The organism is Methylobacterium sp. B4 (assembly GCF_003201865.1).
Lineage (GTDB): Bacteria > Pseudomonadota > Alphaproteobacteria > Rhizobiales > Beijerinckiaceae > Methylobacterium.
In genome coordinates this window covers 1-22,650 of sequence record NZ_QJJJ01000036.1, presented here as the reverse complement: position 1 = coordinate 22,650, position 22,650 = coordinate 1, and the positions used below count along the sequence as shown (strand labels likewise).

Here is a 22,650-nt window from a genome sequence, read left to right as displayed (position 1 = left end):
TTATCGGTTCTGGCTGCAACGATTGGATTTCAGGACCACATCCTGGAGAATGAGAACCCCCAGCCAATGGAACTGGTGGCTCACCACCATCTCACTCCTGATAAGAACAAAATTGGCGAGAAGAGAAATTCTACCACGACGCGGATCATGTGCCGACCATTGATCGAATTAAGACCCTTGAAATCATTGACCGAGAATATGCCGCCATGGCCGCGACGACGCCGGCCCGCTTCATTCCTGAACACGACATTTTTCAGCAGGGCGGCCATGCTTTCTTTACGGGACGACATCGCCAGCGCACAACTTGCAGCACTCAGCCGCTCGCAATCGATCATCGAATTTACGCCGGACGGCACCATCCTGACCGCCAACTCCAATTTCCTGGAGGCAACCGGCTACACGCTCGACGAGGTGAAGGGCAAAAAGCACGCGATGTTCGTGGAGCCGGCGGAGCGGGAGAGTGCCGCCTACCGCGCGTTCTGGGAGGATCTGCGCCGGGGCACCTTCCAGATGCGTGCGTTCAAGCGCTTCGCCAAGGGCGGGCGGGAAATCTGGATCCAGGCCTCCTACAACCCGGTGCTGGACAAGCGCGGGCGGGTGATCCGGATCGTCAAGTTCGCCACCGACATCACCCTGCAGCAGCAGCGGAGCATGGAGGCGGCGGCGCAGATCGCGGCGATCGACCGCTCGCAGGCGATCATCCGCTTCACGCTCGACGGCACCATCACCGCCGCCAACCCGAACTTCCTGGCCACGATGGGCTACGCCCTCGGCGAGATCGAGGGGCGGCATCACAGCCTGTTCGTGAGCCCGGAGGAGCGGGAGAGCGAGGCCTACCGCTCCTTCTGGCAGGCCCTCGGACGGGGCGAGTTCCGGACGGGCGAATTCCGGCGGATCGGCAAGGCCGGCCGCGAAGTCTGGATCTACGGCTCCTACAACCCCGTGCTCGACAGCGACGGCCGGCCCTGCGCCGTGGTGAAGTTCGCCAGCGACATCAGCGCCCAGGTTCGCGAGCGGATGCAGCGCATGTCCTCGCTGCGCGGAATCGAGTCCGATCTCGGCACCATCACACAGGCGATGTCCGCGGTCAGCCGGCAGGTCGCGACGACCGCCGAGGCCGCCGTGCAGACCTCGGGCGACGTGCAGGCGGTCGCGGCCGGCGCCGAGGAATTCTCCGCCTCGATCGAGGAATTGAACCGGCACGCCAGCGAGGCTTACCGGGCCTCCGGCGAGGCGGTCCGTCGCGCCGAGGAGGCGAGCGTCATCATCGGCAGCCTCACCGCGGCGGCGGAGCGGATCGGCACCGTCGTCACGGCGATCCGCACCCTCGCCGACCAGACCAACCTGCTGGCGCTCAACGCCACGATCGAGGCCGCCCGGGCGGGCGAAGCGGGGCGGGGCTTCGCCGTGGTCGCCAGCGAGGTGAAGGCGCTCGCCATGCAATCCTCGAAGGCCACCGAGGAGATCGGGGCCCAGATCGCGGGCGTCCAGCACTCGACCGGGCAGGCCGTGCAGGCCATCGATGCAGTCGCCGGCACGATCCGGCAGCTGAGCGAGATCTCGCTCAGCGTCTCGACCGCCGTGACCCAGCAGGCGGCGGCCACGAGGGACATGTCCGCGAACATGCAGGCGGCGGCCCGGAGCGTCGCCGTCGTGCACCGGACCATGGACGAGATCGCGCAGGCGACGCAGGAGGTCGATCAATCCGTGCAGAAGGTTTCGAGCGCCGCCCTGGCCCTGGCCTGAGCCGGCCGCAGGGCCGGCCGGGAGGTCCGCCGGCCGCTGCGGCGAGCCTCTCCCCACGATCGGCTGCCCCGCGGTGATCGGGACGGCCTCGGCGCACCAGATCCTCCCCACGCGCGTTCCGTCGGACGTGCGGGCCGGTGCGAGGCTGCGTTCTCCGCTTGCGCTCGCCGCCGGCGGGAATCAGCATCGGTCAGCCGGTTCCGGTGGATCAGCCGCGTGGAGTCTCAGCCCTTGACCGCTTCAGCACCCGCCGCACGCCGCACGGCCCTCGCCGCCCGCCTCTTGCGCGAGATGGAGCAGGCCGAGCAGCAGGGCTTCGGCACGTCGACGGTCTGGCTGACGCGCGAGGAGACCGATCTGATCTGCGCCGCGCTCGCACGATCCGCCGCCGAGCGCGACACGGCGCGGCTGGACTTCCTCGACCGCTGTGCGACCGCGATGAGCGCACGGGACGGAGCGGAGCGCGGCTGGCAGTTGGTGATCGAACAGGACCGCCTGCTGCTCGGCGCCACGGCCGGGCTGCATGGCGGGTCGTTTGGCGGGTCGTTTGGCGGCGCCCTCGGACCGGGTGGACCTCATCCCTCTTGCCGCACCGCCATCGACGAGCGCGTGGCCGAGTTGGAACGCGCGCGCAACGCCCCGGCGACGGAGGAACAGGGCGCTGCCCGCGCCGCGCGGGGCCGCCCTCCGTAGCACCGGGCGCGGATGTCGGCGACCCGGCGAGGCCACGCCTCAGGTGTTGGCGAGGCGGCTCAGGGTGTCGGCGAGCGTCAAGGTGAACAGGATCGCGAGCCAGAACAGACCGCAGGCGGCGGCGAGCCGCACGAGGCGGTCGGCCCGGTCGAGCCGCATGAAGAGCACGGCCACCAAACCGGCCTGCGTCGCCGCGATGCCGAAGTTGAGGGCCGGGCCCCACGGGGCGTCGAGGCGGTAGGCGGCCAGCAGGCTCGCGCCCAGCAGCGCCAGAAGCCCTACCCAGACGACGAGCGCGCGCAGCCAGATCGCACCGGCCGCTTTTCGGCTCTGCGCGCTCATGCGCTGCGTCCGTCGAGGTAGAGCATCGGGTAGAGGACAATCCAGACGAGATCGACGAAGCCCCAGTAGAGCGTGGCCACCTCGAGCTGCGGGCTCTTGAACAGGAGGCCGGGGCTGCGCCATTCCCGCCAGATCAGGCGGGTCAGGAGGCCGATGCCGATCGCAAGATGGATGGCGTGAATAGAGGTCGAGAGCCAGTAGAAGCCGAAGAAGAGCTGCGTGGCGCGCTCCTTCAGGGCGAAATGCGCGCCCGGCACCAGATGCTTCTCGATGTCCTCGCGGTATTCCAGCCCCTTCACGACCATGAAGGCGAGGCCGAGAGCCACCGTGGCCGCGAGGCAGAGCAGGGTGAGGCGGCGCAGGTCCTCCCGCTCCGAGGCCTGCACGGCGACCGCCGCGGTCATGCCGCTGGTGAGCAGGAGCGCGGTGTTGAGGGTGCCGTAGACGATGTTCGTCTCGCGGGCCGCGACCGCGAAATCCGCCGAATGCTCCAGGCGCAGGGCCGTGTAGAGCAGGAACAGCGCCCCGAAGAACAGCACCTCGCTGGCGAGGAAGATCCACATGCCGAAGGTCGCGCCCGCCCGCTGAGAGCGGAAGGCCCGGGTGGCGGGCAGCCTGAGTTCGTCCCAGGGCTCGCGCAGGTGCCGCTCGGCGGTCCGCTCCGCGAGGTCGCCTCGCGCGCTCACGTCAGGGCCCCTTCCTCGGCGATGCGCGGCTCGTCGCCCGGCGGCGTCGCCTCCGGGTGGTAGTCGTAGGGCGGGGCGAGAACCTGCGGGTTGCCGAAGAAGTTCTGGCGCGGCGGCGGCGAGGTGGTGCGCCATTCGAGCCCCGAGGCGTTCCACGGATCGTTGAGGGCGCGGGCGCCGAAGAACAGCGACCAGGTGAGGTAGCCGAGCGGCATCAGGTAGGCCACGGCGAGCACCGCCGCCCCCGAGGAGGAGAGCACGTTCCAGACCTGAAATTCCGGCGGATAGGCGTAGTAGCGCCGCGGCATACCGAGATAGCCGGCGATGAATTGCGGGAAGAAGGTGAGGTTGAAGCCGAAGAACATCAGAAGCGCCGCAAACCGCGCCCAGCTCTCCGGGTACATGCGCCCGGTCACCTTCGGCCACCAGAAATGCAGCCCGGCGAAGTAGGCCGACACGGAGGCGCCGACCATGATGTAGTGGAAGTGCGCCACGACGAAGTAGGTGTCCTGCACGTGCACGTCGATCGGCACGGAGGCCAGGAACAGGCCGGTCAGCCCGCCCATGGTGAACAGCCCGAGGAAGCCCAAGCCGTAGAGCATCGGCGACTCGAAGCCGATCTGGCCGCGGTAGAGCGTGGCGGTCCAGTTGAACACCTTGATGGCCGAGGGCACCGCCACGATGAAGGAGAGGAAGGAGAAGACCAGGGCGGCAAACGGCGACATGCCCGAGGTGAACATGTGGTGGCCCCAGGTGAAGAAGCCGATCACCGCGATCGCCACCAGGGCGTAGACCATGAAGGAGTAGCCGAAGATCCGCCGCCGGGCGTAGCAGGTGATGACCTCCGAGATCACGCCCATGGCCGGCAGGATCATGATGTAGACGGCCGGGTGCGAGTAGAACCAGAACAGGTGCTGAAACAGGATCGGGTCGCCGCCCCGCGCCGGATCGAAGATCGGCAGGCCGAAGGTCCGCTCGGCGATGACGAGGATCAGCGTCAGGGCGAGCACGGGGGTCGCGAGCACGAAGATCAGGCTCGTCGTGTACATCGACCAGACGAAGAGCGGCAGACGGAACCACGTCATGCCGGGTGCCCGCAGGTAATGAACCGTGGCGATGAAGTTGACGCCCGTGGCGATGGTCGAGAAGCCGGAGACGAAGACGCCGAGCACGGCGAGCGTGACGAAGGTGTTCGAGAATACGGTCGAGTAGGGGACGTAGAAGGTCCAGCCGGTGTCGATGCCTCCCGCCAGCACGGCGGCCAGCGTCAGCAGCCCGCCGGCGATGTTGAGGTACCACGAGATCAAATTCAGCTTGGGGAAGGCGAGGTCGCGCGCGCCGATCATCAGCGGCAGCAGGAAATTCCCCATCGTCGTCGGGATCGACGGGATGAGGAAGAACCACACCATGACGATGCCGTGGAGTGAGAACAACTTGTTGTAGTGGTCGGCACCGACGACGTCGCCCTGCGGCGTGAACAGCTCCAGCCGCACCAGCGTGGCGGCCGCGCCGCCGATGAAGAAGAAGAACGTGATCGACAGCGCGTAGAGGATCGCGATGCGCTTGTGATCGGTGGTGAACAGCCAGGAGGCGACGGAATGGCCCTCGCCGAGATAGCTGACCGGCAGACCGAGATCCAATTCGCGCGGATTGGCGAGGCTCGAGGCATCGGAAGAGGCGCCGCTCATCGGAGGCTCCCTGGGAAGGAGGGATGGTGCGTCATTGCGGCGTCTCTCCCGAGACGGGCGCGCCGGGCACCAGGGCGGGGCTGCGCAGGGTCTGGTTCGCGGTGCCGTCCTGCGGGGTCTGGCCGGGCGCACAGATGTTGTCCGCGGGCGCGAGGTTGAGCGAGCCGATCAGGTCGAACCGGTCGGTGCCGTGGCGGAGATAGGCGGTGAGCGCCTGGATCTCGCCGTCGGAGAGCTTGCCCTCGTAGCTCGGCATGATCGGCTCGTAGCCGGCCACCACGTCGCGCTGCGGCTGGAGGATCGAATCGCGGATGTAGGCCTCGTCGACGCTGGCCGTGCGCCCGCCCTCCAGCGGCACCGACTGGCCCCAGATCCCGGCGAGCGAGGGCGCGTGGACCTTCGAGCCGGCCGCGTGACAGCCCGAGCAGCCGCGCTCCGAAAAGAGCCGCTCGCCGAGATCGGCCAGCCCGTCCCGCTCCGGCTGCCGGGTCAGCCAGCGCGCGTAGTCCTGCGGCTCCATCACGATCACCCGGCCGAGCATGCGCGAGTGGTCGGTGCCGCAATACTCGGTGCAGAGCAGGTGGTAGGTGCCGGTCTTGGTCGCCTGGAACCAGGTCTCGGTCTGCTGGTAGGGCAGGGCGTCGCGCTTGAGGCGGAAGGCCGGGACGTAGAACGCGTGGATCACGTCCTGCGAGGTCAGAAGCAGGCGCACCGGGGCGCCGACGGGCACGTGCAGCTCATTGATCTCCCGCGTGCCGCTGGGGCCTTGCGTCTTCCACATCCACTGCTTGCCGACGACGTGGATCTCGATGGCGTTCTTGGGCGCCGAGTAGGCGCCGATCTCGATCGAGGCCGCCCACCAGAAGACGAAGACGAACAGGGTCGCCGCGGTCCAGCCGATCTCGAACTCGCGCGAGACGATGTTGGGCAACGCGCCGCGCTTGGCCGCGGAGCCGCGGCGGAAGCGGATCGCGAAGGTGACGACCAGCCCGATGACGACGAGGAGGATGGCCGAGGAGATCAGGAGCAGGCCGATGAAGATCGCATCGACCTTGGCCGCCTGAACCGAGGCCGAATCCGGCCGCAGGAAGGAGGGGATCAGGAGATCGAGCATCAGGGCGCCTCCCCCGACCCGGCGCCCGCGGGCGAGCCGAACGCGCCCGGTCCCGCGCCGGGGGAGACCACGCCGCTCGACGCGCCGCCGCGGCTGCCCAGTGCCGGTATTCGCTCCGGCTGGAGCGGGGCGGCGTAGGCCGCGTTGCCGCGCTCCGCGAGACGCCGCATCGCCTCCTCGATCGGCATGCGGGCGATGCCCTTCTCGCGATCGATCCAGGCATAGCCGCCGAGCTTGGCCCGCTGCTCCCTCAGCAGCGCCGCGAGGTCGGCCTCGGGGTTCTGCTGCAGCCGGGGCGCCGGGAAGGTGCGCGCCTCCTGGACGAGGGGCCCGAGCCCCTGGCGCAGGTAGTAGAAGCGGAATCCGCCGATGGTGACGGCGGTGAACACGACGATGAACAGGCCGGTCAGCAGCAGCGGCTTGAGCCGGATGTCGGGCGGCTCGGTGCCCGGAGGGGCGTGGCCGACGACATCGTCGTGTACCCCCGTATGGAGCTGACCGCGCGCCGCATCAGGCATGGCGAAGCCTCCCGGCGCGACGGGAGACAAGGCGCGAGAGAAGCGCCAGCACGACGAGTGCGGCCGGCGTCACCGCCGCGGCGGCGCCCGCCCCCTCGCCATAGGCCGGCAGGACGAGCCAGGCGAAGTGGCCGGCCACGCCGACCAGCACGAGCAGGCCGACCCCGCGCAGCAGGGCAGGGCTCTTCCGGACCGCGGAAAAGAGGAGGGCGAGGAAGGGCAGCGCGCCGCCGATCAAGAGGGTGGCGACCAGAATGCCGCCCCAGGGACCCTCGCCGCGCTTCAGGTACCACGCCGCCTTGGGCGGAAGGTCGCCGTACCACGCGACGATGTAGGACATGAGCTCCAGGTAGATCACGCCGAGAAGGGTCGCGAGCATGAGGCCGGCGAGGTCGGAGGCGCCCTGCGCGTCGAGGCTCGGCGGACTCGCCAGCGCCGCGAAGGCCAGCGCGGCGAGCATCTGATGGAGCGCGACGTCCGCGGGAAAGGCGGAGGCGTTGAAGCCGGGCTCGACCGAGAGGATCCAGTCCACGGATACGAGGCTGATGCTCAGGCCGTAGAAGGTGAGGCCGAGGCCGGCGACGCGTTTGCTCCCGCGCCCCGACAGGCACAGCAGGGCCAGCAGCGACCAGCCGGCCAGGGTGACGGCGGCGCGCACGAGGAACAGCGTCGGATCGAGATAGAGGCGCAGCACGTCCGGCGCGGCGCCCGTGCCGGCGGCCCAGGGATAGGCGGCGTGGAGCCCGAGGGCGACGCCGAGAAAGGTCAGTGCGGCGAGCGGCACCAGGGCGATCGCCGGCCGCAGGACGGGGGCCAGCACCTCGCCCCAGCGCCCGCCTGTGACGGCGTGGATCAGGGTGAGGAGGAGGGCGCCGACCGGCACCGCGCTCCAGACGATCCAGGCCAGCAGCCAGCCGCGGAACAGGGCGTCGCTCACGGCAGCTTCTCCGCGAGTTCGGGTGTCTCGGCCACGCGGGCGCCCTGCGAGAGCTGGAGCGCGCGGATATAAGCGGCGATCGCCCAGCGGTCGCGCGGCTCGACCCGGTTGGCGTAGGCGTACATCACGCCGTAGCCGCGGGTGATGACATCGACGAAGTAGGCGGCCGGCGCCGCTCGCAGGCGGTCCTCGTGGTAGGAGGGCGGAGCGGGAAAGCCGCGCTGCACCACCATGCCGTCGCCGTGGCCGGTATAGCCGTGGCAGGGCGTGCAGATCGCCTCGTAGCGCTGGCGCCCGCGCTCCAGCAGGGCGGCATCCACGGGCGGCGGCGCGCGCAGGGCCACCTCGCGGGCGAGCGCTCCCCGCGCGACGGTGCCCTCGGGCGGGCGGCGCGCCTCGGCTCCGTCGGGGAAGAGCGGCGCCTTGCCGTAGACCTCGTAGCGCGCTTGCCGGCGCATCGACTGATCCTCGCAGGCGCCCAGGGCGACAAGGAGCGGCAGCGGGAGGGCGAGGAGGCGCCTCACGGGTGCATCTCCGCCACGAGCAGCGCGCCGGACCGCTCCAGGCTCTCGCGCAGGGCGGTGGCGTCCGCATCCTTCGACGCGACGAGGAGCAGGAAGCGGTCCTGGCTCGCCCGCTCGAATTGCGGGATCGCGAAGAGCGGATGGTGCAGGCGCGGCAGGCCGCAGGTCCAGAACAGGGCGACGAGGCCGGCGATGGCCGCGACCAGCACCCCGAACTCGAACGGCACCAGCAGGAAGACCGGCCAGGAATGCAGCGGCCGTCCGCCCACGTTCAGCGGGTAGGCGATCACCGAGGAATACCATTGCAGGGCGTACATCGCGGCGGCCGCACCGAAGCCCGCCAGCGCCATCACCGGTCGCACCGGATTGCGCGGCGGCGCGAAGGCCTGCGTGAGAGCGGGCACGGGGAAGGGCGTGAAGGCGTCGAGCGCCCGGTGGCCGTCGGCCTGAGCCAGCCGCATCGCCCGCACCAGAGCCTCGGGCGTGTCGAACTCGGCGAGCAGCGGGGCGCTCATGCTGTCCCCCCTCGCGCCGCGCCCTCGTCGTGGGCGAGCTGGCTGACCTCGTGGATGGAGACGATGGGGAAGATCCGTGCCAGCACGAGGAAGCCGAAGGCGAACAGCCCGAGCGGGGCGATCAGGATCACCACGTCGTAGACGCTGACGTGATAGGTCCGCCACAGGCTGACGGCGTGACCGTGCGAGAGCGTGTTCCAGACGATCAGGATGCGCTCCAGCCACATGCCGAGATTGATCACGATCGCGATGATCGCCAGCGCCCAGAAATTGAGGCGTACGCGAGCGAACCAGAGCGCCTGCGGCACGAGGCAGTTGCAGAACAAGAGGCTATAGTAGAGCCAGCGATAGTCGCCGGTGAAGAAATACGCGATCACCGCGCGGTCCGCGTGCTCGCCGCCGTACCAGCCCATGAACCATTCCGTGGCGTAGGAGAGGGTCATGACGACGCTGGCAAACAGCATCACCTTCGCCATGGCGTCGAAATGCGACGGGGTGATCACCGCCTGGAGCTTCAGCCCCCAGCGGATGAAAATCGCCAGCACCACCACCATGGCGAAGCCCGAATACATCGCGCCGACGACGAAGTAGGGCGGGAAGATCGATTCCTGCCAACCGGGCATCAGGCTCGCGGCGAAGTCGAGGCCGACGATGGAGTGGACCGAGCAGACCAGCGGCACGGCCAGAGCCGCCATCGCCTTGTGGAAGGATTCGTAGACCGCCCAGTGCCGGGCCGAGCCGCGCCAGCCGAGCGCCAGCGCGCCGTAGAACCGCCGACCGATGCGCGACCGCGCCCGGTCGCGCATGGTGGCGAGATCGGGCAGGAGGCCGGTGAACCAGAAGATCAGCGAGAACAGCAGGTAGCTCAGGATCGCCCAGAAATCCCAGACCAGGGCCGAGCGCCATTGCGGCCAGAGATCCATGGTGTTCGGGTAGGGCGCGAGCCAGTAGGCATAGAGCGGGCGCCCGAGATGGATGATCGGGAAGATGCCGGCGATGGCCGCGGCGAACAGCGTCATCGCCTCGGCGAAGCGGTTGATCGAGGCGCGCCAGTGCTGGCGGGTCAGCAGCAGCATCGAGGAGATCAGCGTGCCCGCGTTGCCGATGCCGATCCACCAGACGTAGTTGGCGATCGAGAAGCCCCACACCACCGTGGTGTTCACGCCCGACAGGCCGATCCCGACGGTGAGGACCGCGCCGATGGCGATGACGGTCGCCAGGACGAAGGGCAGCACGCCGAGGAAGGCGATGATCCAGGCCCGGCCCGGCCCGCGCCTCTGGATCGGGTCGGCCACCGCGGCGCAGATCTCGCCATAGCCGAGGCGCTCGCGGTCGATCCACCGGTGTGGCCGGGCCGTCCCGCTCACGTGCGATCCTCCTTCAGCGCGGGGTTCGGCGAGCGGAGGTTCGCGAGGTAGGTCGTGCGCGGGCGGGTGTTCAGCTCCTCCATCAGCGCGTAGTGGCGCGGGTCCTGCCGCAGCGGCGCGATCGGGTTGCCGGGCTTGGCCAGATCGCCGAACCGGATCGCCCGGGTCGGGCAGGCGGACTGGCAGGCGGTCGCGACCTCCTCCATCGGCCGTCCGTCGCGCCCGGCGGCCTGCCGCTCGGAGGCGATGCGCTGGATGCAGTAGGTGCACTTCTCCATCACGCCGCGGGCGCGCACCGTGACGTTGGGGTTGCGCTGCGCCTTGACCGACTCGGCACCGAGATTGGCGTAGGGCTGGCCGTCGGCGTAGCCGAAGAAGTTGAAGCGGCGGACCTTGTAGGGGCAGTTCGCCTCGCAGAAGCGGGTGCCGACGCAGCGGTTGTAGACCTGAAGGTTCAGGCCCTCGCCGTCATGGACCGAGGCCGCGACGGGGCAGACCGGCTCGCAGGGCGCGCGCTCGCAATGCATGCAGGGCACCGGCTGGAAGCCGGCCCGCGGCGCCTCGGGCGAACCCGCGTCGTAGAGGTCGACCCGCAGCCAGTGCATCATCCGGCCCCGCGCGATCTCCTCCGGCCCGACCACGGGCACGTTGTTCTCGGACTGGCAGGCGACGACGCAGGCGTTGCAGCCGATGCAGGCATCGGTGTCGATCACCATGGCCCAGGCATGGCCGTCGGCATCGCCCTTCCACGGATCGAGCAGGGACGGCTGGTCCGCGCCGATGCCCTTCGGCTCGGCCTCGCTCAGCGCGGCGAGGTCGATCTGCCGGAACAGCGTCTTGGTTTCGCCCTCGATCACCACGTCGTTCTGCGTGCGCAGGATCGTTTCAGACCGGCCGGCTTTCCGGAGCTCGACGTTCGTCACCAGCCAGGGCGAGGCCTGCGTCGCGAGCCTGAAGGCATCGGCGCCGATGCCGTTGCCGATCGCGCCGGCCCGCTCCCGGCCGTAGCCGAGCGTCAAGACGCCGACGCCCTCGGCCACGCCGGACTCGATGGCCACCGGCACCTCGAGGGAGCGCCCGCCTACGCTCGCACGCACCACGTCGCCGGCCTCGAGTCCGCGCCGCGCCGCCTCCTTGCGGGAGAGGGCGAGCGCGTTGCCCCAGACCTGCTTCGAGATCGGCTTCGGGCATTCCTGAAGCCAGGCATTGTTGGCAAAGCGCCCGTCCCAGAGGCAGGAATCCGGCCGCAGCTCGATCGCGAGGTCCTCGGGGCGGCGGCTCTCTGGCGGGGACACGAGGCGCGGAGACACGAGGCGCGGGGCGCCGGGATCGAGAAGCGGCGCGGCCGTGTCCTCGATCAGGCCGTCATGCAGGATCCTGCGCCACCAGCCCTCGAAATCGGCGCCGCCCCGCTCCCGCCAAGTCTCCCGCCAGGTTTCCCGCCAAGTCTCCCGCACGAGCGCGTGGCCCGCCGTCGCGCCGAGGCCGGCAAACAGCGGCAGGATCTCGTGGAGCGAGCGCCCGTCGTAGAGCGGGCGCAGCAGCGGCTGAACCAGGCTCGCCGTGCCGTCGGTGGCGCGCAGGTCCGACCAATTCTCCAGCTCATGCGTCAGCGGCAGGTGCCAGTGGGTCGCGCCCGCGGTCTCGTCGCCGTGCAGGCCGGCATGGACGCTGAAGCGGGCGCGCGCGATGCGCTTGCCGAGGTCGAGATCGGCGGGGGCCGTCGCCACCGGATCGGTGCCGAGGAGGGCGAGGCAGGTCACGCCGCCCCGGTCGAGCGCGGCGGCGAGATCGGCGAGGGTCGCCGGATCGCGTCCCTCGATCCGGTCGGGTGGGGCGATGAAATCCACCGGCGCCCGCAGCCGGGCGTTGATCCAGTGCGTGAGCGCGTGGAGGTCCGGCGCGAGCGCGGGACCGGCCAGCACCAGGGCGCGGCCCTCCTGCGCCTTGAGATCGTCGGCCGCGGCCCGGGCGAAGCGACGGACCTCCTCCGGCAACGCGGGCACCGGCAGGCCGGCACCGAGCGCGTCGGCGATCACGGCGAGAACGGCCGGCTGGTCGAGCGGATGCACCGCGCGCCGGGCATCGGCCTTGATGCCGGTCGGCGTCAGCGCCGCCTCGGCCACGTAGAGGCGGCCGAACCGGGCCGGATCGCGCCGCCGCTCGGCAAAGGCGCGGGACAGGCGGATCTGGTCCGGCCCCGCCCCGAGCGGGTCGGCGCCGACGCACAGGATCGTCTCGGCCCGGTCGAGCCGGGGCAGGGCGCGCAGGGGTCGGCCGAAGGCGCGTTCGGCGCCGCGCGCGGCATTCCCGTCATCGACAGGTTCGTGCACGTGCCAGACCGCCTCCGGCAGGGCGTGCAGCAGGCCGCCGATCTGGCGCGCCAACGTCGGCGAGGTGACGCGGCCGGTGACGAGATGCAGGCCGCGCCCGCGCGCGGCCCGGACCGTGGCGAGGGGGCCGCCGAGCGCCCGCTCGAACATGTCCCAGGAGGCGATGCCGTTGACCCGCTCCGTCACCGTGCGCGAACGATCCGGATCGTAGAGGTCGAGGATCGCGGCCTCCGCGAACACGTCGGTGGCGCCGAGGCTGTCTGCAGGTAGGAGCGTGACCGTGAGATTTGCCAGGTTCCAGTCGCTGATTTCGACGACGGCCGCCTCTCCCACGACTCGCAGACCGTGGATCTGGTCCGCAATGAAGGCACCCTCGGGCAGACCAAGGAGGAAGGTGCTCGAAGCGGAGCTCTCGGACGCGGAGCGCACGGTGATGGCGAGCGGGATCGCGACCCCAATCTCGCCCACGACATCGTCAGCGACGACGGGTGCGACGGTCAATCCGCCCGTTTCTGCGTTCTCAGCTACACTCCTCCGGGCTCGGGACGGTGGACCGCGCTTCCTTCGGTCACATGCGGGCGTCCACTGACGTCTCTCGACCCCGCCACTTCTGAACGGTCGTCGGGCTGACGCCATAGCGCTTGGCCGCCGCTCTCACACTCTCTTGACGAGCTTGGATGGCCCGACGGATCGCCTCAGTCGTCGTGGCGCTGCCGTGGAGAGCCTGTCCCATAGCGCGTCCCTCCATGCGGTCTCAGGCGTACCACCACACAAAGGGACTAAACATCTAGAAGGGGCAATTCAGACGGCCTCCGCGTGTTCGGAGCCCGACGGCCGCGATGTTGTTCACTGTCCAACCTTCAGGCGGGCTCACCGTCACTCCGTCTCCCTCTCCTAGAATGCCCGCACGAGCAGAAGAGGTAAAAGCATCAACGCGCGCGCCGAATGGCAAGGTGTCGCCGCTGAAAGATGCAGAGACCTCCAAGGCATAACTGCAGCGATTGGAGACGCGATAAGTGGGCCGCCCATTTGCTGTTGAGACAGCTGGAATGACGCTGATGCAGCCACAATCAGCTGCTGTGGGTGGTCGCAACGGCAGTCTCATCTCATCCGGCGGAACCGTTGGGGTGCGATCGGCACCCGGCACACGCCCAGCGACACGGTTAGCAACGTAATCACGTGCAATTCGTCCGCACCGGCGCAGCATCTCCTGAACCGGTGGGTTATGGCCCTGCGCACGAACGACCGCTTCGAACGGGTCTAGGCCATTATAGAGCCCATTTCGATACCGGGCTTGCGCTCCACGATCAGCAAACACCCAATTGACATTGGCTGGCACCTCATGCTCGCAGGATCGAGGTGCGGGCGGAGCGGTTTTCGGCGGCAAGCGAGTGGAGGCGCCAGAGGTTGACGCTCCACCACGGTCACAGACGAAACGTGCACCTGCGTCAGCCTCAGCACGCGTTGTACCGACTCGGCCGCCAGACTTCTCGCACTCACGTACGAAATGGTCATATATGAAGCCACTCGCAGCTTTGGCTGACGTCGTCCCCAATTGAGCAACGAGCACAATAAAGATCGCGGCGCGCATCAGTGAAGCGATTTCATGCTATCACGTCGGCGAATGCACTCCTGCTGACCGGCTGCATTGCCAGCCATGCCATACATCCTCGCGCAATCGTCAAAAGCGCCTGCTTGGCTATACCCGTTGCCGGAGGAAACTGCTGGAACAGAGGCCCGACTGGCAGATGACGAGGGCGGCCGGTACGAACCTAATGTGACTGCGGTTGCAGCAAGCTGTGTGGCGCTGGTTGCCAGTTGCAAAGCCTCGCCCATTGAGCTTGAGGAGCTATTGCAGGCGCCTAGCGCAAGCGCGAATACGGAAGTCGCCGCAACGCGGCCAAAAAATCCAACCATTGCAACGCCCCTCTTTTCGCTCCTTAGAACCGCCGCTGTGATTGGAGTCAATGGCTTCAAGAAATCAGGAGTGAGTTAATTCCGCAGAACCTTTTCACGGCGAAGCAGTGTGTCTTTGATGCTTCGGAAGCGCCCGATTCCCACGCTTCGATCTAATTACATTCTTTAGATTTGTTTTTTAGCCAAACAAAAAATAAAAACCTAGCACACAATAATCCTGAATAAATCTATTCCGACAGAATTATTACTTCATCAAGCATCGGCCGATGCGGAGTATTGCTGTACTACCTTGCCGCTGAAAGCGGCCCGCGCGAGCGCATGGGCATAGAATGGTACCGGCACACCATCGGGTCTGCTGGCTCGGTGCACTCGACCTGAACGGCTGGCTCGTCGAGTAAGGCCCAAGGCATGGCGTACAGGCGCTACTCGGAAGCCTACGTCCCGCAGGAGGATGCGGCCAAGCAGGCGAAGCGCGAGGTCTGGGCGGGCCGGTTCACGGCGCCGCGGGATTGGCGGAGGGCGCGCGGGCGATGGATATGGGTATGGCCGCGCCCGGCGGGCCGGACGGCCCGATCCCCTCGCCGAAAATGCCACCAGCTACCGCTGCGGGCACATGCGCCATCAAGGGAAACATCTCGCGCAAGGGCGATCGGATCTACCAGATGCCCGGACCGCGCGATTACGAGCGGACGCAGGTCGACGAGGCGTCGGGCGAGCGTATGTTCTGCTCGAAGGACGGAGCGAAGGCTGCGGGCTGGCGGGCACCGCGCGGGTGATCGCTTGAGGGAAGTCGATCATCCGCGCGGCGCCGCACTTTCGTTGCCGGACGACGGCCTGTTTCGCCTTATGCGGCACGCACATTGGCTAGGAACTGCTCCACCTCCGAGCGCAAGGCGCTGGACTGGCTGGCGAGGCCGTCGGCGGCCGATGAGACGGCCTCGGCGGCCAGTCCGGCACCCTCGGCCTCCTGCGCGACCTCGGCGATATTGACCGTCACTTCCGCAGTGCCGGCTGACGCCTGGGACATGCTGCGCACGATCTCCTGCGTGGTGACGCCCTGCTCCTCGATGGCCGTGGCGATGTTTGTGGTCACGCCGCTCATGGCCTGGATCTGCCGGGCGATATCCTGGATCGCCTGCGCGGCGCCCGCTGTCGCGCTCTGGATCGCGGCAACCTGCTGGCCAATCTCGTCGGTCGCCCGCCCGGTCTGGCTCGCCAGCTCCTTCACCTCGGCGGCGACGACCGCGAAGCCGCGGCCCGCCTCGCCCGCACGGGCCGCCTCGATCGTCGCGTTCAATGCAAGAAGGTTGGTCTGGCTCGCGATGGTCGAGACGAGGCCGACCACATCACCGATACGGGCCGCCGCCCGGGCGAGGTCAGCCATTGTCGCCTCGGTACGAGAGGCAGCTTGTACCGCGGCCGCCGACATTCCCGCGGCCTGCTCCACCTGACGGCCGATTTCCTCGACGGTCGCGCCGAGTTCCTCAGCCGCCGCCGCCACGGCGTTGACGTTGCCAGCCGTCTGGTGCGCAGCACCCGCGACGCTGGTCGAACGCTGGGCCGTTCCAGCCACGGCGCTGCGCATCGCGGCGGACGAGGCCTGGAGGCCCGTGACAGCCTGCGCTACGCCGCCAACGATGCCGCCCACAGAGCGCTCGAATCGATCGGCGAGATCGCGCAGGAGGGTGCGGCGCGCCTGCTCTTCGCGCAGTCGCGCGGCTTCCGTCGTCTTGAGCTGCTCGGCAGCCTCTTCGAGCGACATGTCGCGGATGGTCACAACAGCCCGGGCGATGTCGCCGATCTCATCCCGGCGGCGGCTGCCCGGCACCTCGGCGAGCGCCTCGCGGGCGGCGAGCGCCTTCAGGGCGCGGGTCAGCGCGCCGAGCGGGCCGACGATAGAGCGGGCGAGCAGCAGGCCGAGGGCGGCCGTGCCGACGAGCACGGCCAAAGCAGTGAGGGCGAGCGTGCGCGAGAGCGTCTGCACGGCGCCGACAGCCTCCGCCTCCGCCTGTTCAGCCACGACCGTCCAGGGTGCGCCGAGCACCGACACAGTGGCGCTCGCCGCTCGGTGGGTTCCATTCGCGGCCGGGTAGACGAAGCTGCCGCCGGCGAGCTGCGCCATGCCGAAGCCGAGATCAGAGACAGGTGCGCCGGCCTTCACGGCCGGGTTGAGAGGAGGGTTCGAGCGCAGCCGTCCGTCGGCGCCCGTTGCCAGGATTTGCCCGGTCTCGCCGAGGCCCGCGCGCTTGGCGAGCGTCCGATCGAACAGGGCGGGGGTCACGCGCAGAACGATGAAGCCGATCCGCTCCGCCGCCTGGGCCGTACCCATGGCCACGTTGGCCCGCTTGGTCATGGCCCGGCCGATGAAGGCCGAGGGGCCGGCGCCGACCGGGTAGGCGGCGAAGTCCTCGAACGCGGTCACCGTCGGATCTTGACCTTTCAGGCGTTCGACGAGGCGCGCGAGGCCGGTCCTCTTGAGGGTGGGGTCATCGAGCGACTTTGCGAAATCCTCGCCCTTGGTCGTCGTGTAGACGATGCGACCACCTTCATCGAGGAAGATCAGATCGGCGTATCCCGGTTCGGCCACGATCCGGCGGGCCACGTCCTGCACCTTGGCGTGGCGCCGGCCATACATCGCGGTCGCGGGCGTGGCGTCCACCGCAACGCGCGCCTCAACGGTCGCGGGCGCCTGGAAGGCCCCGACGATCTCAGCGAAGTCGGGCTTGGACGGGTCGAGGTTCTCGATGAGGTCGGGAAAGTTCGAGACGAGCTGCGGATGCCCCGCCGCCGCCAAAAAATCCGCCTGCATGCGATCGGCGACCAACTCGATCCCGTCGCGTCGGGCGGCGGCCGCGAGTTCCAGGCGAGCGCCCGCGGCCTCAATCAGACCTGACCGCGCGGATGACCAACTGAAGACGCCCATGGCGGCAGCGCTTATGAGGGCGAGACCGATGGTAGTCGCAGGCAAACGAACGCCGAGGCGGGATGCATTCAACATAGTCAGGCAGGCCAAGTTGTAACTCTACTGCCCGGGGTGATGCCCGCGCGAGACTTAAGTTTTAATAAAAGACGGTTTGCGGCGGCCTTCGCATTGCTGCGGCGCGAAAATGTCTGCATCCATGCGTTGCGGTCACCGCGAGGCATTTGGGCATCGCCGTCGGTAGCTTGGGACAAACGCTCCAGGCTAGGCGCGTGCTGCCGCTGCCCAGTGGTTGTGTTCTTGGGCCTTCCTTGGCCTCGATCTGCTGCGTCTGCTCAAGCGATGAACGGTGATGGAACCCTGATGCGGCGTCCTGGCGCGACGGTGCTGGCGGACTCGTCCGCATCGAGGTCGGCGCGGGCGACATGCTTGGCGAGATACGGACGACGCGGGTTGTCCTCGCCGCCGACCATCGAAATCACGACACAGCCGACAACAGCGCGGGGAACCTCGTAGCTTGGTGCCAGCGCTGCCACATGCTCCACGACCGGCCGGAGCATCGGCGCAGGCGGTTTGGCGAACGCTGTTCCGGCGAAAGGCGCTCGGCGATCTGTCGCGCGGTCCCTACGGGTAGAGGGACGCGCCGGCCACACGCGAACGGGGTGAACGCGGCAGCCGGCGCGCTCGCGGTCGGGAGCCCTGAGGCTCAACCGCCGCGATCGGGAATAGCCTCCCTCAACGCCCGAACGGTCCAGTCGGCTGCGTCGCGTCTGACACCACGATCAGATTGAGATCGAGCCGAACAGAATGCGCGCCATCGATTCCCATTATGAAATCATCCCATTTGATTCATGGAGCCGGTGCCCGCACATTCCACTTCATGAAGCGACGGGGGGCCGCCGCAAGAACGATGAAGAGGCTGAGCACCATGTCCAAGCAGAGCATCTCGCGCGTTGTCGCCGCCCTGGCGCTGACCCTGGTCGCCACCACCGCCTTCGCGGGCGAGCCGATTGGCATCGACAACACCAAGACGGTCGGTGCCCTCACCCTGGAGACTCGGGGTCTGGCCACCAATATCGGCTCGGTGCACCGCCAGGGCGGCTATGCCCTTCCCGGCGCCGTCCAGTGGAAGGTCCCGGCCACCGACGATCGGGTGAAGCAGGCCGCCGCCTTCTGAGGCGGTCGGAAAAGAGAACGGCCACGGGAGCTGGAACGAAGGTGCGCGTACATCCGGCGTCACCTCAATCCCAGCTTCGTGGCCGCGTCCGATCGAGCGACAGGATCGCGATCGGCATGTCCCTGAGATGGGGGCGGTGTGGTTAACAATCAATGAGCAGCCCCGCCGCTCGATCTGCTCACGGGCTGGCGGGGCGTAACGTGCCGTGTCCACACGGTGGCGCGATGAGACGCAACGCGGCTCCGGCTCAAGATGCGGCTTTCGGTTGGCGCAGCATCAACCTGTCCTGGCTCCGCATATTCCTTCCCGGGGCGCGGGCATCCCTATCAGATGGCCTGAAGCTGCCCGGCCGACTCCTTGCCGCTCCTGCGGTCAGCCTCGACCTCGTAGGACACCTTCTGCCCTTCCGCCAGATTGCGGAGACCGGCGCGCTCGACCGCGGAGATATGCACGAACACGTCCTTGCCGCCGTCGTCGGGCTGGATGAAGCCATACCCTTTCGTGTCGTTGAACCACTTCACAGTACCCGTCGCCATGTGTGTTTCTCCTATTCCAGAGAAAGGCCTAACACGCGGCGGGGCTTACGCGCTCCATTGCCACTGAAAATCGATCGGGGCAGCGGTCTCGGGCACCTGAAGTGCGGGAGGGCTCGCGTTAAAGCCCTCCCCGGAACGCCTTACATGCGGTTCATCATCCGGCGATCCATCCGCCGTTCCATCATGCGCCGGTCCATCCGGCGGTCCATTCGCCGCTGCATCATGCGACGTTCCATCATCCGCCGCTCCATCATGCGTCGCTCCATCCGCGTCATCTGGACTTGCGTGACGATGGCTGAGTCAGCCTGAACGCTGCTGACCGACAACGGTGCGGCGGACGCCGAGCCGGCACTCAGGACGAGGCCGCCCATCAGAGCCGCTGCTGCGAGGGCCAGGGTACGGTTGTTCATGAACTCTCTCCTGCAGAGACCAGCGTTGCCAGTCCGACCGGAGGGAAAGAAAAAAATGCCAGCGTAAGTTCCTGAAAATAGGAGAAAATTTCGGGCAGTACAAGCCTTGGGCATGACTGGCCGATCGCTCAGGATATCTCCTTGCGCTTGTTCTTTTCGCCATGTCGGAGGCTTGTACGGTAGGACGATGAGGAAAGTTTCAGAGCTTGTTTGAGTCGCGGTTTCAGGCTGGATTGTAGAGGGCCGTGACGGCCATGAGGCAGGCGACACCGGCGAGGCGGCCGGTCGCTACGTCAAGGCGGCATATGCGCTCGCGCAGCAGGCCGCCCCAGTGGCTGTCCTTACAACGTAAACGCCCTATGCCGACCGGCCCGATCGCAGCCGGCAGCACTGGAGCTTATTCCCGAACTCGCGTTCGAACCCGCTTCCGCTCGAAGCCGCCGAATGGAGCAAGACCTTCGATGCCCTTCGCCCGACCTCGCCGCCCTGTCGCCACGTCAACTCGACAGCCTGGGCAAACTTCTACGAGAGTTGCACCGATTTCATTGTGCGCTTCGGCACTGACGCCCTGCACTTAGCACGTCAGGCATTCCGATGGGGCAATGTTCGTCCCGAGCCGGGCGGCCGACACCGAAACCGAAGCCCAACTCGCAACGTCAACGATATCTTAGACTAGCGGCTGAAGCGCACTGTAACGCCTTAAAGCCTGGACGCGACTTGTGCCAACGCCATGTCCGCGGCCTCCTGAAGCTTATAGGTCACAGCTGGGTAGCCTAAAGTCTCACGACCCTGACCTGACAGCTTGCCGACGGTCCGCCCCTTGGCGTCCTTGAAAACGAGCGTGATGGACACAGAGGTTGTCTGGCCGCTGAACTTGCCGAGAGCCGTCCTGACATCTGTTTCGACAGAATGGGTGTTGCCCGACTTCACCGATGCCGCCACAGACGGCGCGAGCCGCACATTCGGGTACTTCGCCTTGAGTGCAGCTAGCAGCTTGGCATGCATATAAACGGGATCGAGGTCCTCCAACATCGCGCCGTTCTGGAAAATCATGGCATTGCCTCGCCTGACGTTCTCCTCCAAATTCTCGACGGACATGTTTGTGTTCTTGGTAATTACGAGGCCGACAGGCCCTCGCGAAGCCGGAGCGCCACCGAAGTCGTTGCCTTGCTGAGCGGTGCTATCCCTGTACTCCGGTGTTGGGGCTTCGAACCATGCTCCAAAGAGGACGGGTGCGACCACGGCTATAACGAGTACTGGCAAGTGACGACGCGGACGATTCTTCATAGCGCGTTCCTATGGGATATTTCCGGAGATTGTGCTCCGGTTGGGGTTGTAGTCGCGACCAACTGGCATGGCCGGCGCGGTGCGCCGCGGCTGAGCGGGCGCGTAGGTCGTCGCAGTTGTTGACCGGGACCGGGGCACCTGACCCGCGCGGATCCCGCTGCCGATCGCCACGCCTGCGGCGAGACCGGCACCGACGATGCTTCCTAAGGTCGGATCGTTGGACGAGTCGCGACGACGGTTTCTCGCCGTGTTTTCGAGCTGGTTTGAACTCTGTCCGGCAAGCTGCCCATACAGGCTTGAGCCCGCTCCCTGGCTTGTCTCGGCCGCATCGTCGTCGATCGCCTGACGAGCCTGAGGCGTCGGCCGCTCGCCGCTCCGCCGCGACCGCTTGCGCTCAAGGTCCTTTATCACGGCATCTTTCGCCGCTTGAGGAACCCCCTGCATCGCATGAATCCCCGCAATATCGGCATCGACGTCATCCACCGGTCGCGCCAATTTCGCCCTAAGCTTTGCGCGGAGTGCCTCGCGCAACTTCGACGGCCGGACTTTTTTCCGTCGGGGCGGCTCGGCCTCCCCGATTTTCTCGTTCACCGAACCCATCGGGAACGAGAGGCCAGTCTTGTCGCAGCAAGCGGTCGAAGAGGGGTGACGGGTCTGGTACACCCACTCTCCTGTAGTCTTATCCAAGACAGGCCGCGGGTTCCGCCACATGCCCGAGCCTACATCCCATGCCCAACCGTCTGCTATCTTGTAGCTTAGAGGCGACCAAGGCGAATTAGACTGGGAATATGCTGGAAAAGCAACGAAAAGACCGGTGGCGAGTATCACGGGACGAAATGCAAGGCGCATAGGAAACCTCATTTCGACCAGAACGTAGCAGAAATGTCAGCCGGATCAACAGAGTTTGCGTGCGACAGTGAATGGCGGATGACAATCTAATCACTTCTTGCGGATTGTTGTTTTAAAAATAAATATACGGGATCGTATTATTATTTACACATACATTATTCGAAAATATTTGTCATTTAGCTGAGACGAAGCCGCTATTATGCTCCTCTCATGCTGATGTTATTTCGCTTTAGCTTCCAAGCTCAATCGGCTTGATCAAGCTAAGGACCGCCGGGGGCGGGTATCGGGCACTCAGTCCGACACTTGTAGCGGACTGTATCGTCATCAGAAATAGATGTTCGCCGGATGGGTGTCGTGGAATGCACCGTCCGCATAACGAGGGTCTGGAACTTGCCCTCCAGACGCAGCGGAACTCTGTTTGGCTGTGGGCGGGCATATCCTGCCCGAGGACTTTGGCCGATGATGCGTTTCCTGAAACGCGTGAGGCAAGGCCACCTGTCGATGGATAATACATTCGAACGGGATCAGACCGCCATTGATGCGATGATCGGCGACTTTTAGGGCCACTGAGGCTGACGGTGACTTCCCGTCTGCCGACAAGTGCGACGAGGTCGGCAGGGACGCGTCTGTGGAGACGGTAGACGTGAGAACCGGTGCGGAGCTAGGGCTGAGGCATCAGAAGGACCATGTGCGCACCTCACGTGCTTACCACGCAGGCCAGCTAACCACATGATCTGTCGATACTTCTTTGCGGGTCAGCGGCTTAGCCAGCTGATGGTGCCCAGGAAAGGATTGCCCACTTTCCCTGCAAAAATAAGCAAAAACAGACACTTAGACTGCACACTTCGACAGCGTTTGTACCACCGTCCTGTGCCACCGTCGAGGTAGAATCCATATATCTCTATGGTAGTGGGTCACCCGTCGATGACTGTTCGAAGCTGCAACGGCTAAATGCTTAAACACCACCGACGCGTTCTCCTAGGTGTTTGATCCCGCGGTGTGGTGGTACGGTTGACCACCATGCTGCGAGGGATGCGCTATGGGCCAGGTTCTCCATGGAAGCGCCACCACGACGGAGGCAGTCCGTCGCG

The 22,650-nt window shown here is 66.8% G+C and carries 19 protein-coding genes and 2 pseudogenes; 4 read left to right on the top strand and 17 right to left on the bottom strand.

Features of this window, described 5'->3' with window-relative positions:
• Positions 1 to 80 precede the first annotated feature (80 nt).
• Positions 81 to 269 carry a hypothetical protein gene (locus tag BY998_RS24135; RefSeq protein WP_146221844.1) on the bottom strand — a complete coding sequence of 63 codons (189 nt, stop codon included), beginning with the start codon at positions 267 to 269 and terminating at the stop codon, positions 81 to 83.
• Between BY998_RS24135 and BY998_RS23010 the strand changes: the two genes are divergently transcribed.
• The gene (locus BY998_RS23010; protein WP_110354015.1) at positions 268 to 1,746 is read left to right on the top strand and encodes a PAS domain-containing methyl-accepting chemotaxis protein; all 1,479 of its coding nucleotides are present in this window, start codon (positions 268 to 270) and stop codon (positions 1,744 to 1,746) included. The two genes, BY998_RS24135 and BY998_RS23010, sit on opposite strands and share 2 nt — an antisense overlap.
• A gap of 231 nt (positions 1,747 to 1,977) precedes the next feature.
• Positions 1,978 to 2,439 carry a hypothetical protein gene (locus BY998_RS23005; protein WP_110354014.1) on the top strand — a complete coding sequence of 154 codons (462 nt, stop codon included), beginning with the start codon at positions 1,978 to 1,980 and terminating at the stop codon, positions 2,437 to 2,439.
• 39 nt (positions 2,440 to 2,478) lie between these two features.
• Here the strand turns inward: BY998_RS23005 and BY998_RS23000 are convergent, their stop codons facing one another.
• From BY998_RS23000 to BY998_RS22940, 12 genes and pseudogenes are all read right to left on the bottom strand, one after another.
• Positions 2,479 to 2,781, bottom strand: a complete 303-nt coding sequence (locus tag BY998_RS23000) for a cytochrome C oxidase subunit IV family protein (RefSeq protein ID WP_110354013.1) — start codon at positions 2,779 to 2,781, stop codon at positions 2,479 to 2,481.
• Positions 2,778 to 3,467, bottom strand: a complete 690-nt coding sequence (locus BY998_RS22995) for a cytochrome c oxidase subunit 3 (RefSeq protein WP_110354012.1) — start codon at positions 3,465 to 3,467, stop codon at positions 2,778 to 2,780. Before BY998_RS22995 ends, BY998_RS23000 begins: the two co-directional genes overlap by 4 nt.
• Positions 3,464 to 5,155 carry a cytochrome c oxidase subunit I gene (ctaD, locus tag BY998_RS22990; RefSeq protein ID WP_110354011.1) on the bottom strand — a complete coding sequence of 564 codons (1,692 nt, stop codon included), beginning with the start codon at positions 5,153 to 5,155 and terminating at the stop codon, positions 3,464 to 3,466. The genes BY998_RS22995 and ctaD overlap by 4 nt, the downstream gene beginning before the upstream one ends.
• A gap of 31 nt (positions 5,156 to 5,186) precedes the next feature.
• Complete coding sequence (gene coxB, locus BY998_RS22985; RefSeq protein ID WP_110354010.1) at positions 5,187 to 6,269, bottom strand: cytochrome c oxidase subunit II; 1,083 nt, start codon at positions 6,267 to 6,269, stop codon at positions 5,187 to 5,189.
• Entirely contained in the window at positions 6,269 to 6,787 is a 519-nt protein-coding gene (locus tag BY998_RS22980; protein ID WP_110354009.1) for a hypothetical protein, read from the bottom strand. Before BY998_RS22980 ends, coxB begins: the two co-directional genes overlap by 1 nt.
• Positions 6,780 to 7,724: a hypothetical protein gene (locus BY998_RS22975; protein ID WP_110354008.1), complete on the bottom strand. Its 945-nt coding sequence runs from the start codon at positions 7,722 to 7,724 to the stop codon at positions 6,780 to 6,782. Before BY998_RS22975 ends, BY998_RS22980 begins: the two co-directional genes overlap by 8 nt.
• A complete protein-coding gene (locus tag BY998_RS22970) occupies positions 7,721 to 8,248 on the bottom strand; it encodes a cytochrome c (RefSeq protein ID WP_110354007.1) in 528 nt (175 codons plus the stop codon). Before BY998_RS22970 ends, BY998_RS22975 begins: the two co-directional genes overlap by 4 nt.
• Entirely contained in the window at positions 8,245 to 8,763 is a 519-nt protein-coding gene (locus BY998_RS22965; protein ID WP_110354006.1) for a DUF3341 domain-containing protein, read from the bottom strand. The genes BY998_RS22970 and BY998_RS22965 overlap by 4 nt, the downstream gene beginning before the upstream one ends.
• Positions 8,760 to 10,130: an NrfD/PsrC family molybdoenzyme membrane anchor subunit gene (nrfD, locus tag BY998_RS22960; RefSeq protein WP_110354005.1), complete on the bottom strand. Its 1,371-nt coding sequence runs from the start codon at positions 10,128 to 10,130 to the stop codon at positions 8,760 to 8,762. Before nrfD ends, BY998_RS22965 begins: the two co-directional genes overlap by 4 nt.
• Positions 10,127 to 12,964, bottom strand: a complete 2,838-nt coding sequence (locus BY998_RS22955; protein WP_245421714.1) for a 4Fe-4S dicluster domain-containing protein — start codon at positions 12,962 to 12,964, stop codon at positions 10,127 to 10,129. Before BY998_RS22955 ends, nrfD begins: the two co-directional genes overlap by 4 nt.
• A 70-nt stretch (positions 12,965 to 13,034) precedes the next feature.
• Positions 13,035 to 13,196, bottom strand: a pseudogene (locus tag BY998_RS22950) (helix-turn-helix domain-containing protein); the annotation flags it as partial.
• Between the two features lie 2,028 nt (positions 13,197 to 15,224).
• The gene (locus tag BY998_RS22940; RefSeq protein WP_181425598.1) at positions 15,225 to 17,378 is read right to left on the bottom strand and encodes a methyl-accepting chemotaxis protein; all 2,154 of its coding nucleotides are present in this window, start codon (positions 17,376 to 17,378) and stop codon (positions 15,225 to 15,227) included.
• A 263-nt stretch (positions 17,379 to 17,641) separates the two neighbouring features.
• Between BY998_RS22940 and BY998_RS24915 the strand changes: the two are divergent.
• Both BY998_RS24915 and BY998_RS22930 read left to right on the top strand, forming a co-directional pair.
• Positions 17,642 to 17,934: pseudogene (locus BY998_RS24915) on the top strand (hypothetical protein); the annotation flags it as partial.
• Between the two features lie 294 nt (positions 17,935 to 18,228).
• Positions 18,229 to 18,477, top strand: coding sequence for a hypothetical protein (locus tag BY998_RS22930; protein ID WP_110354019.1), 249 nt, complete (start codon positions 18,229 to 18,231; stop codon positions 18,475 to 18,477).
• A 326-nt stretch (positions 18,478 to 18,803) separates the two neighbouring features.
• Here BY998_RS22930 and BY998_RS22925 read toward each other — a convergent pair whose 3' ends face one another.
• From BY998_RS22925 to BY998_RS24130, 4 genes are all read right to left on the bottom strand, one after another.
• Complete coding sequence (locus tag BY998_RS22925) at positions 18,804 to 19,013, bottom strand: cold-shock protein (RefSeq protein ID WP_110354003.1); 210 nt, start codon at positions 19,011 to 19,013, stop codon at positions 18,804 to 18,806.
• Between the two features lie 140 nt (positions 19,014 to 19,153).
• A complete protein-coding gene (locus tag BY998_RS22920; RefSeq protein WP_110354002.1) occupies positions 19,154 to 19,423 on the bottom strand; it encodes a hypothetical protein in 270 nt (89 codons plus the stop codon).
• 699 nt (positions 19,424 to 20,122) lie between these two features.
• Complete coding sequence (locus tag BY998_RS22915) at positions 20,123 to 20,521, bottom strand: hypothetical protein (RefSeq protein WP_146221843.1); 399 nt, start codon at positions 20,519 to 20,521, stop codon at positions 20,123 to 20,125.
• A gap of 198 nt (positions 20,522 to 20,719) precedes the next feature.
• Positions 20,720 to 21,373, bottom strand: a complete 654-nt coding sequence (locus BY998_RS24130) for a hypothetical protein (RefSeq protein WP_146221842.1) — start codon at positions 21,371 to 21,373, stop codon at positions 20,720 to 20,722.
• Positions 21,374 to 22,650 lie beyond the last annotated feature (1,277 nt).

Coding starts and splice junctions, on each gene's coding strand:
- BY998_RS23010 (WP_110354015.1), top strand. CDS start 268: ATGCTTTCTTTACGGGACGACATCGCCAGCGCACAACTTGCAGCACTC.
- BY998_RS24135 (WP_146221844.1), bottom strand. CDS start 269: ATGGCCGCCCTGCTGAAAAATGTCGTGTTCAGGAATGAAGCGGGCCGG.
- BY998_RS23000 (WP_110354013.1), bottom strand. CDS start 2,781: ATGAGCGCGCAGAGCCGAAAAGCGGCCGGTGCGATCTGGCTGCGCGCG.
- ctaD (WP_110354011.1), bottom strand. CDS start 5,155: ATGAGCGGCGCCTCTTCCGATGCCTCGAGCCTCGCCAATCCGCGCGAA.
- coxB (WP_110354010.1), bottom strand. CDS start 6,269: ATGCTCGATCTCCTGATCCCCTCCTTCCTGCGGCCGGATTCGGCCTCG.
- BY998_RS22980 (WP_110354009.1), bottom strand. CDS start 6,787: ATGCCTGATGCGGCGCGCGGTCAGCTCCATACGGGGGTACACGACGAT.
- BY998_RS22965 (WP_110354006.1), bottom strand. CDS start 8,763: ATGAGCGCCCCGCTGCTCGCCGAGTTCGACACGCCCGAGGCTCTGGTG.
- BY998_RS22940 (WP_181425598.1), bottom strand. CDS start 17,378: ATGTTGAATGCATCCCGCCTCGGCGTTCGTTTGCCTGCGACTACCATC.
- BY998_RS22930 (WP_110354019.1), top strand. CDS start 18,229: ATGTCCAAGCAGAGCATCTCGCGCGTTGTCGCCGCCCTGGCGCTGACC.
- BY998_RS22925 (WP_110354003.1), bottom strand. CDS start 19,013: ATGGCGACGGGTACTGTGAAGTGGTTCAACGACACGAAAGGGTATGGC.
- BY998_RS22920 (WP_110354002.1), bottom strand. CDS start 19,423: ATGAACAACCGTACCCTGGCCCTCGCAGCAGCGGCTCTGATGGGCGGC.
- BY998_RS22915 (WP_146221843.1), bottom strand. CDS start 20,521: ATGTCCGTCGAGAATTTGGAGGAGAACGTCAGGCGAGGCAATGCCATG.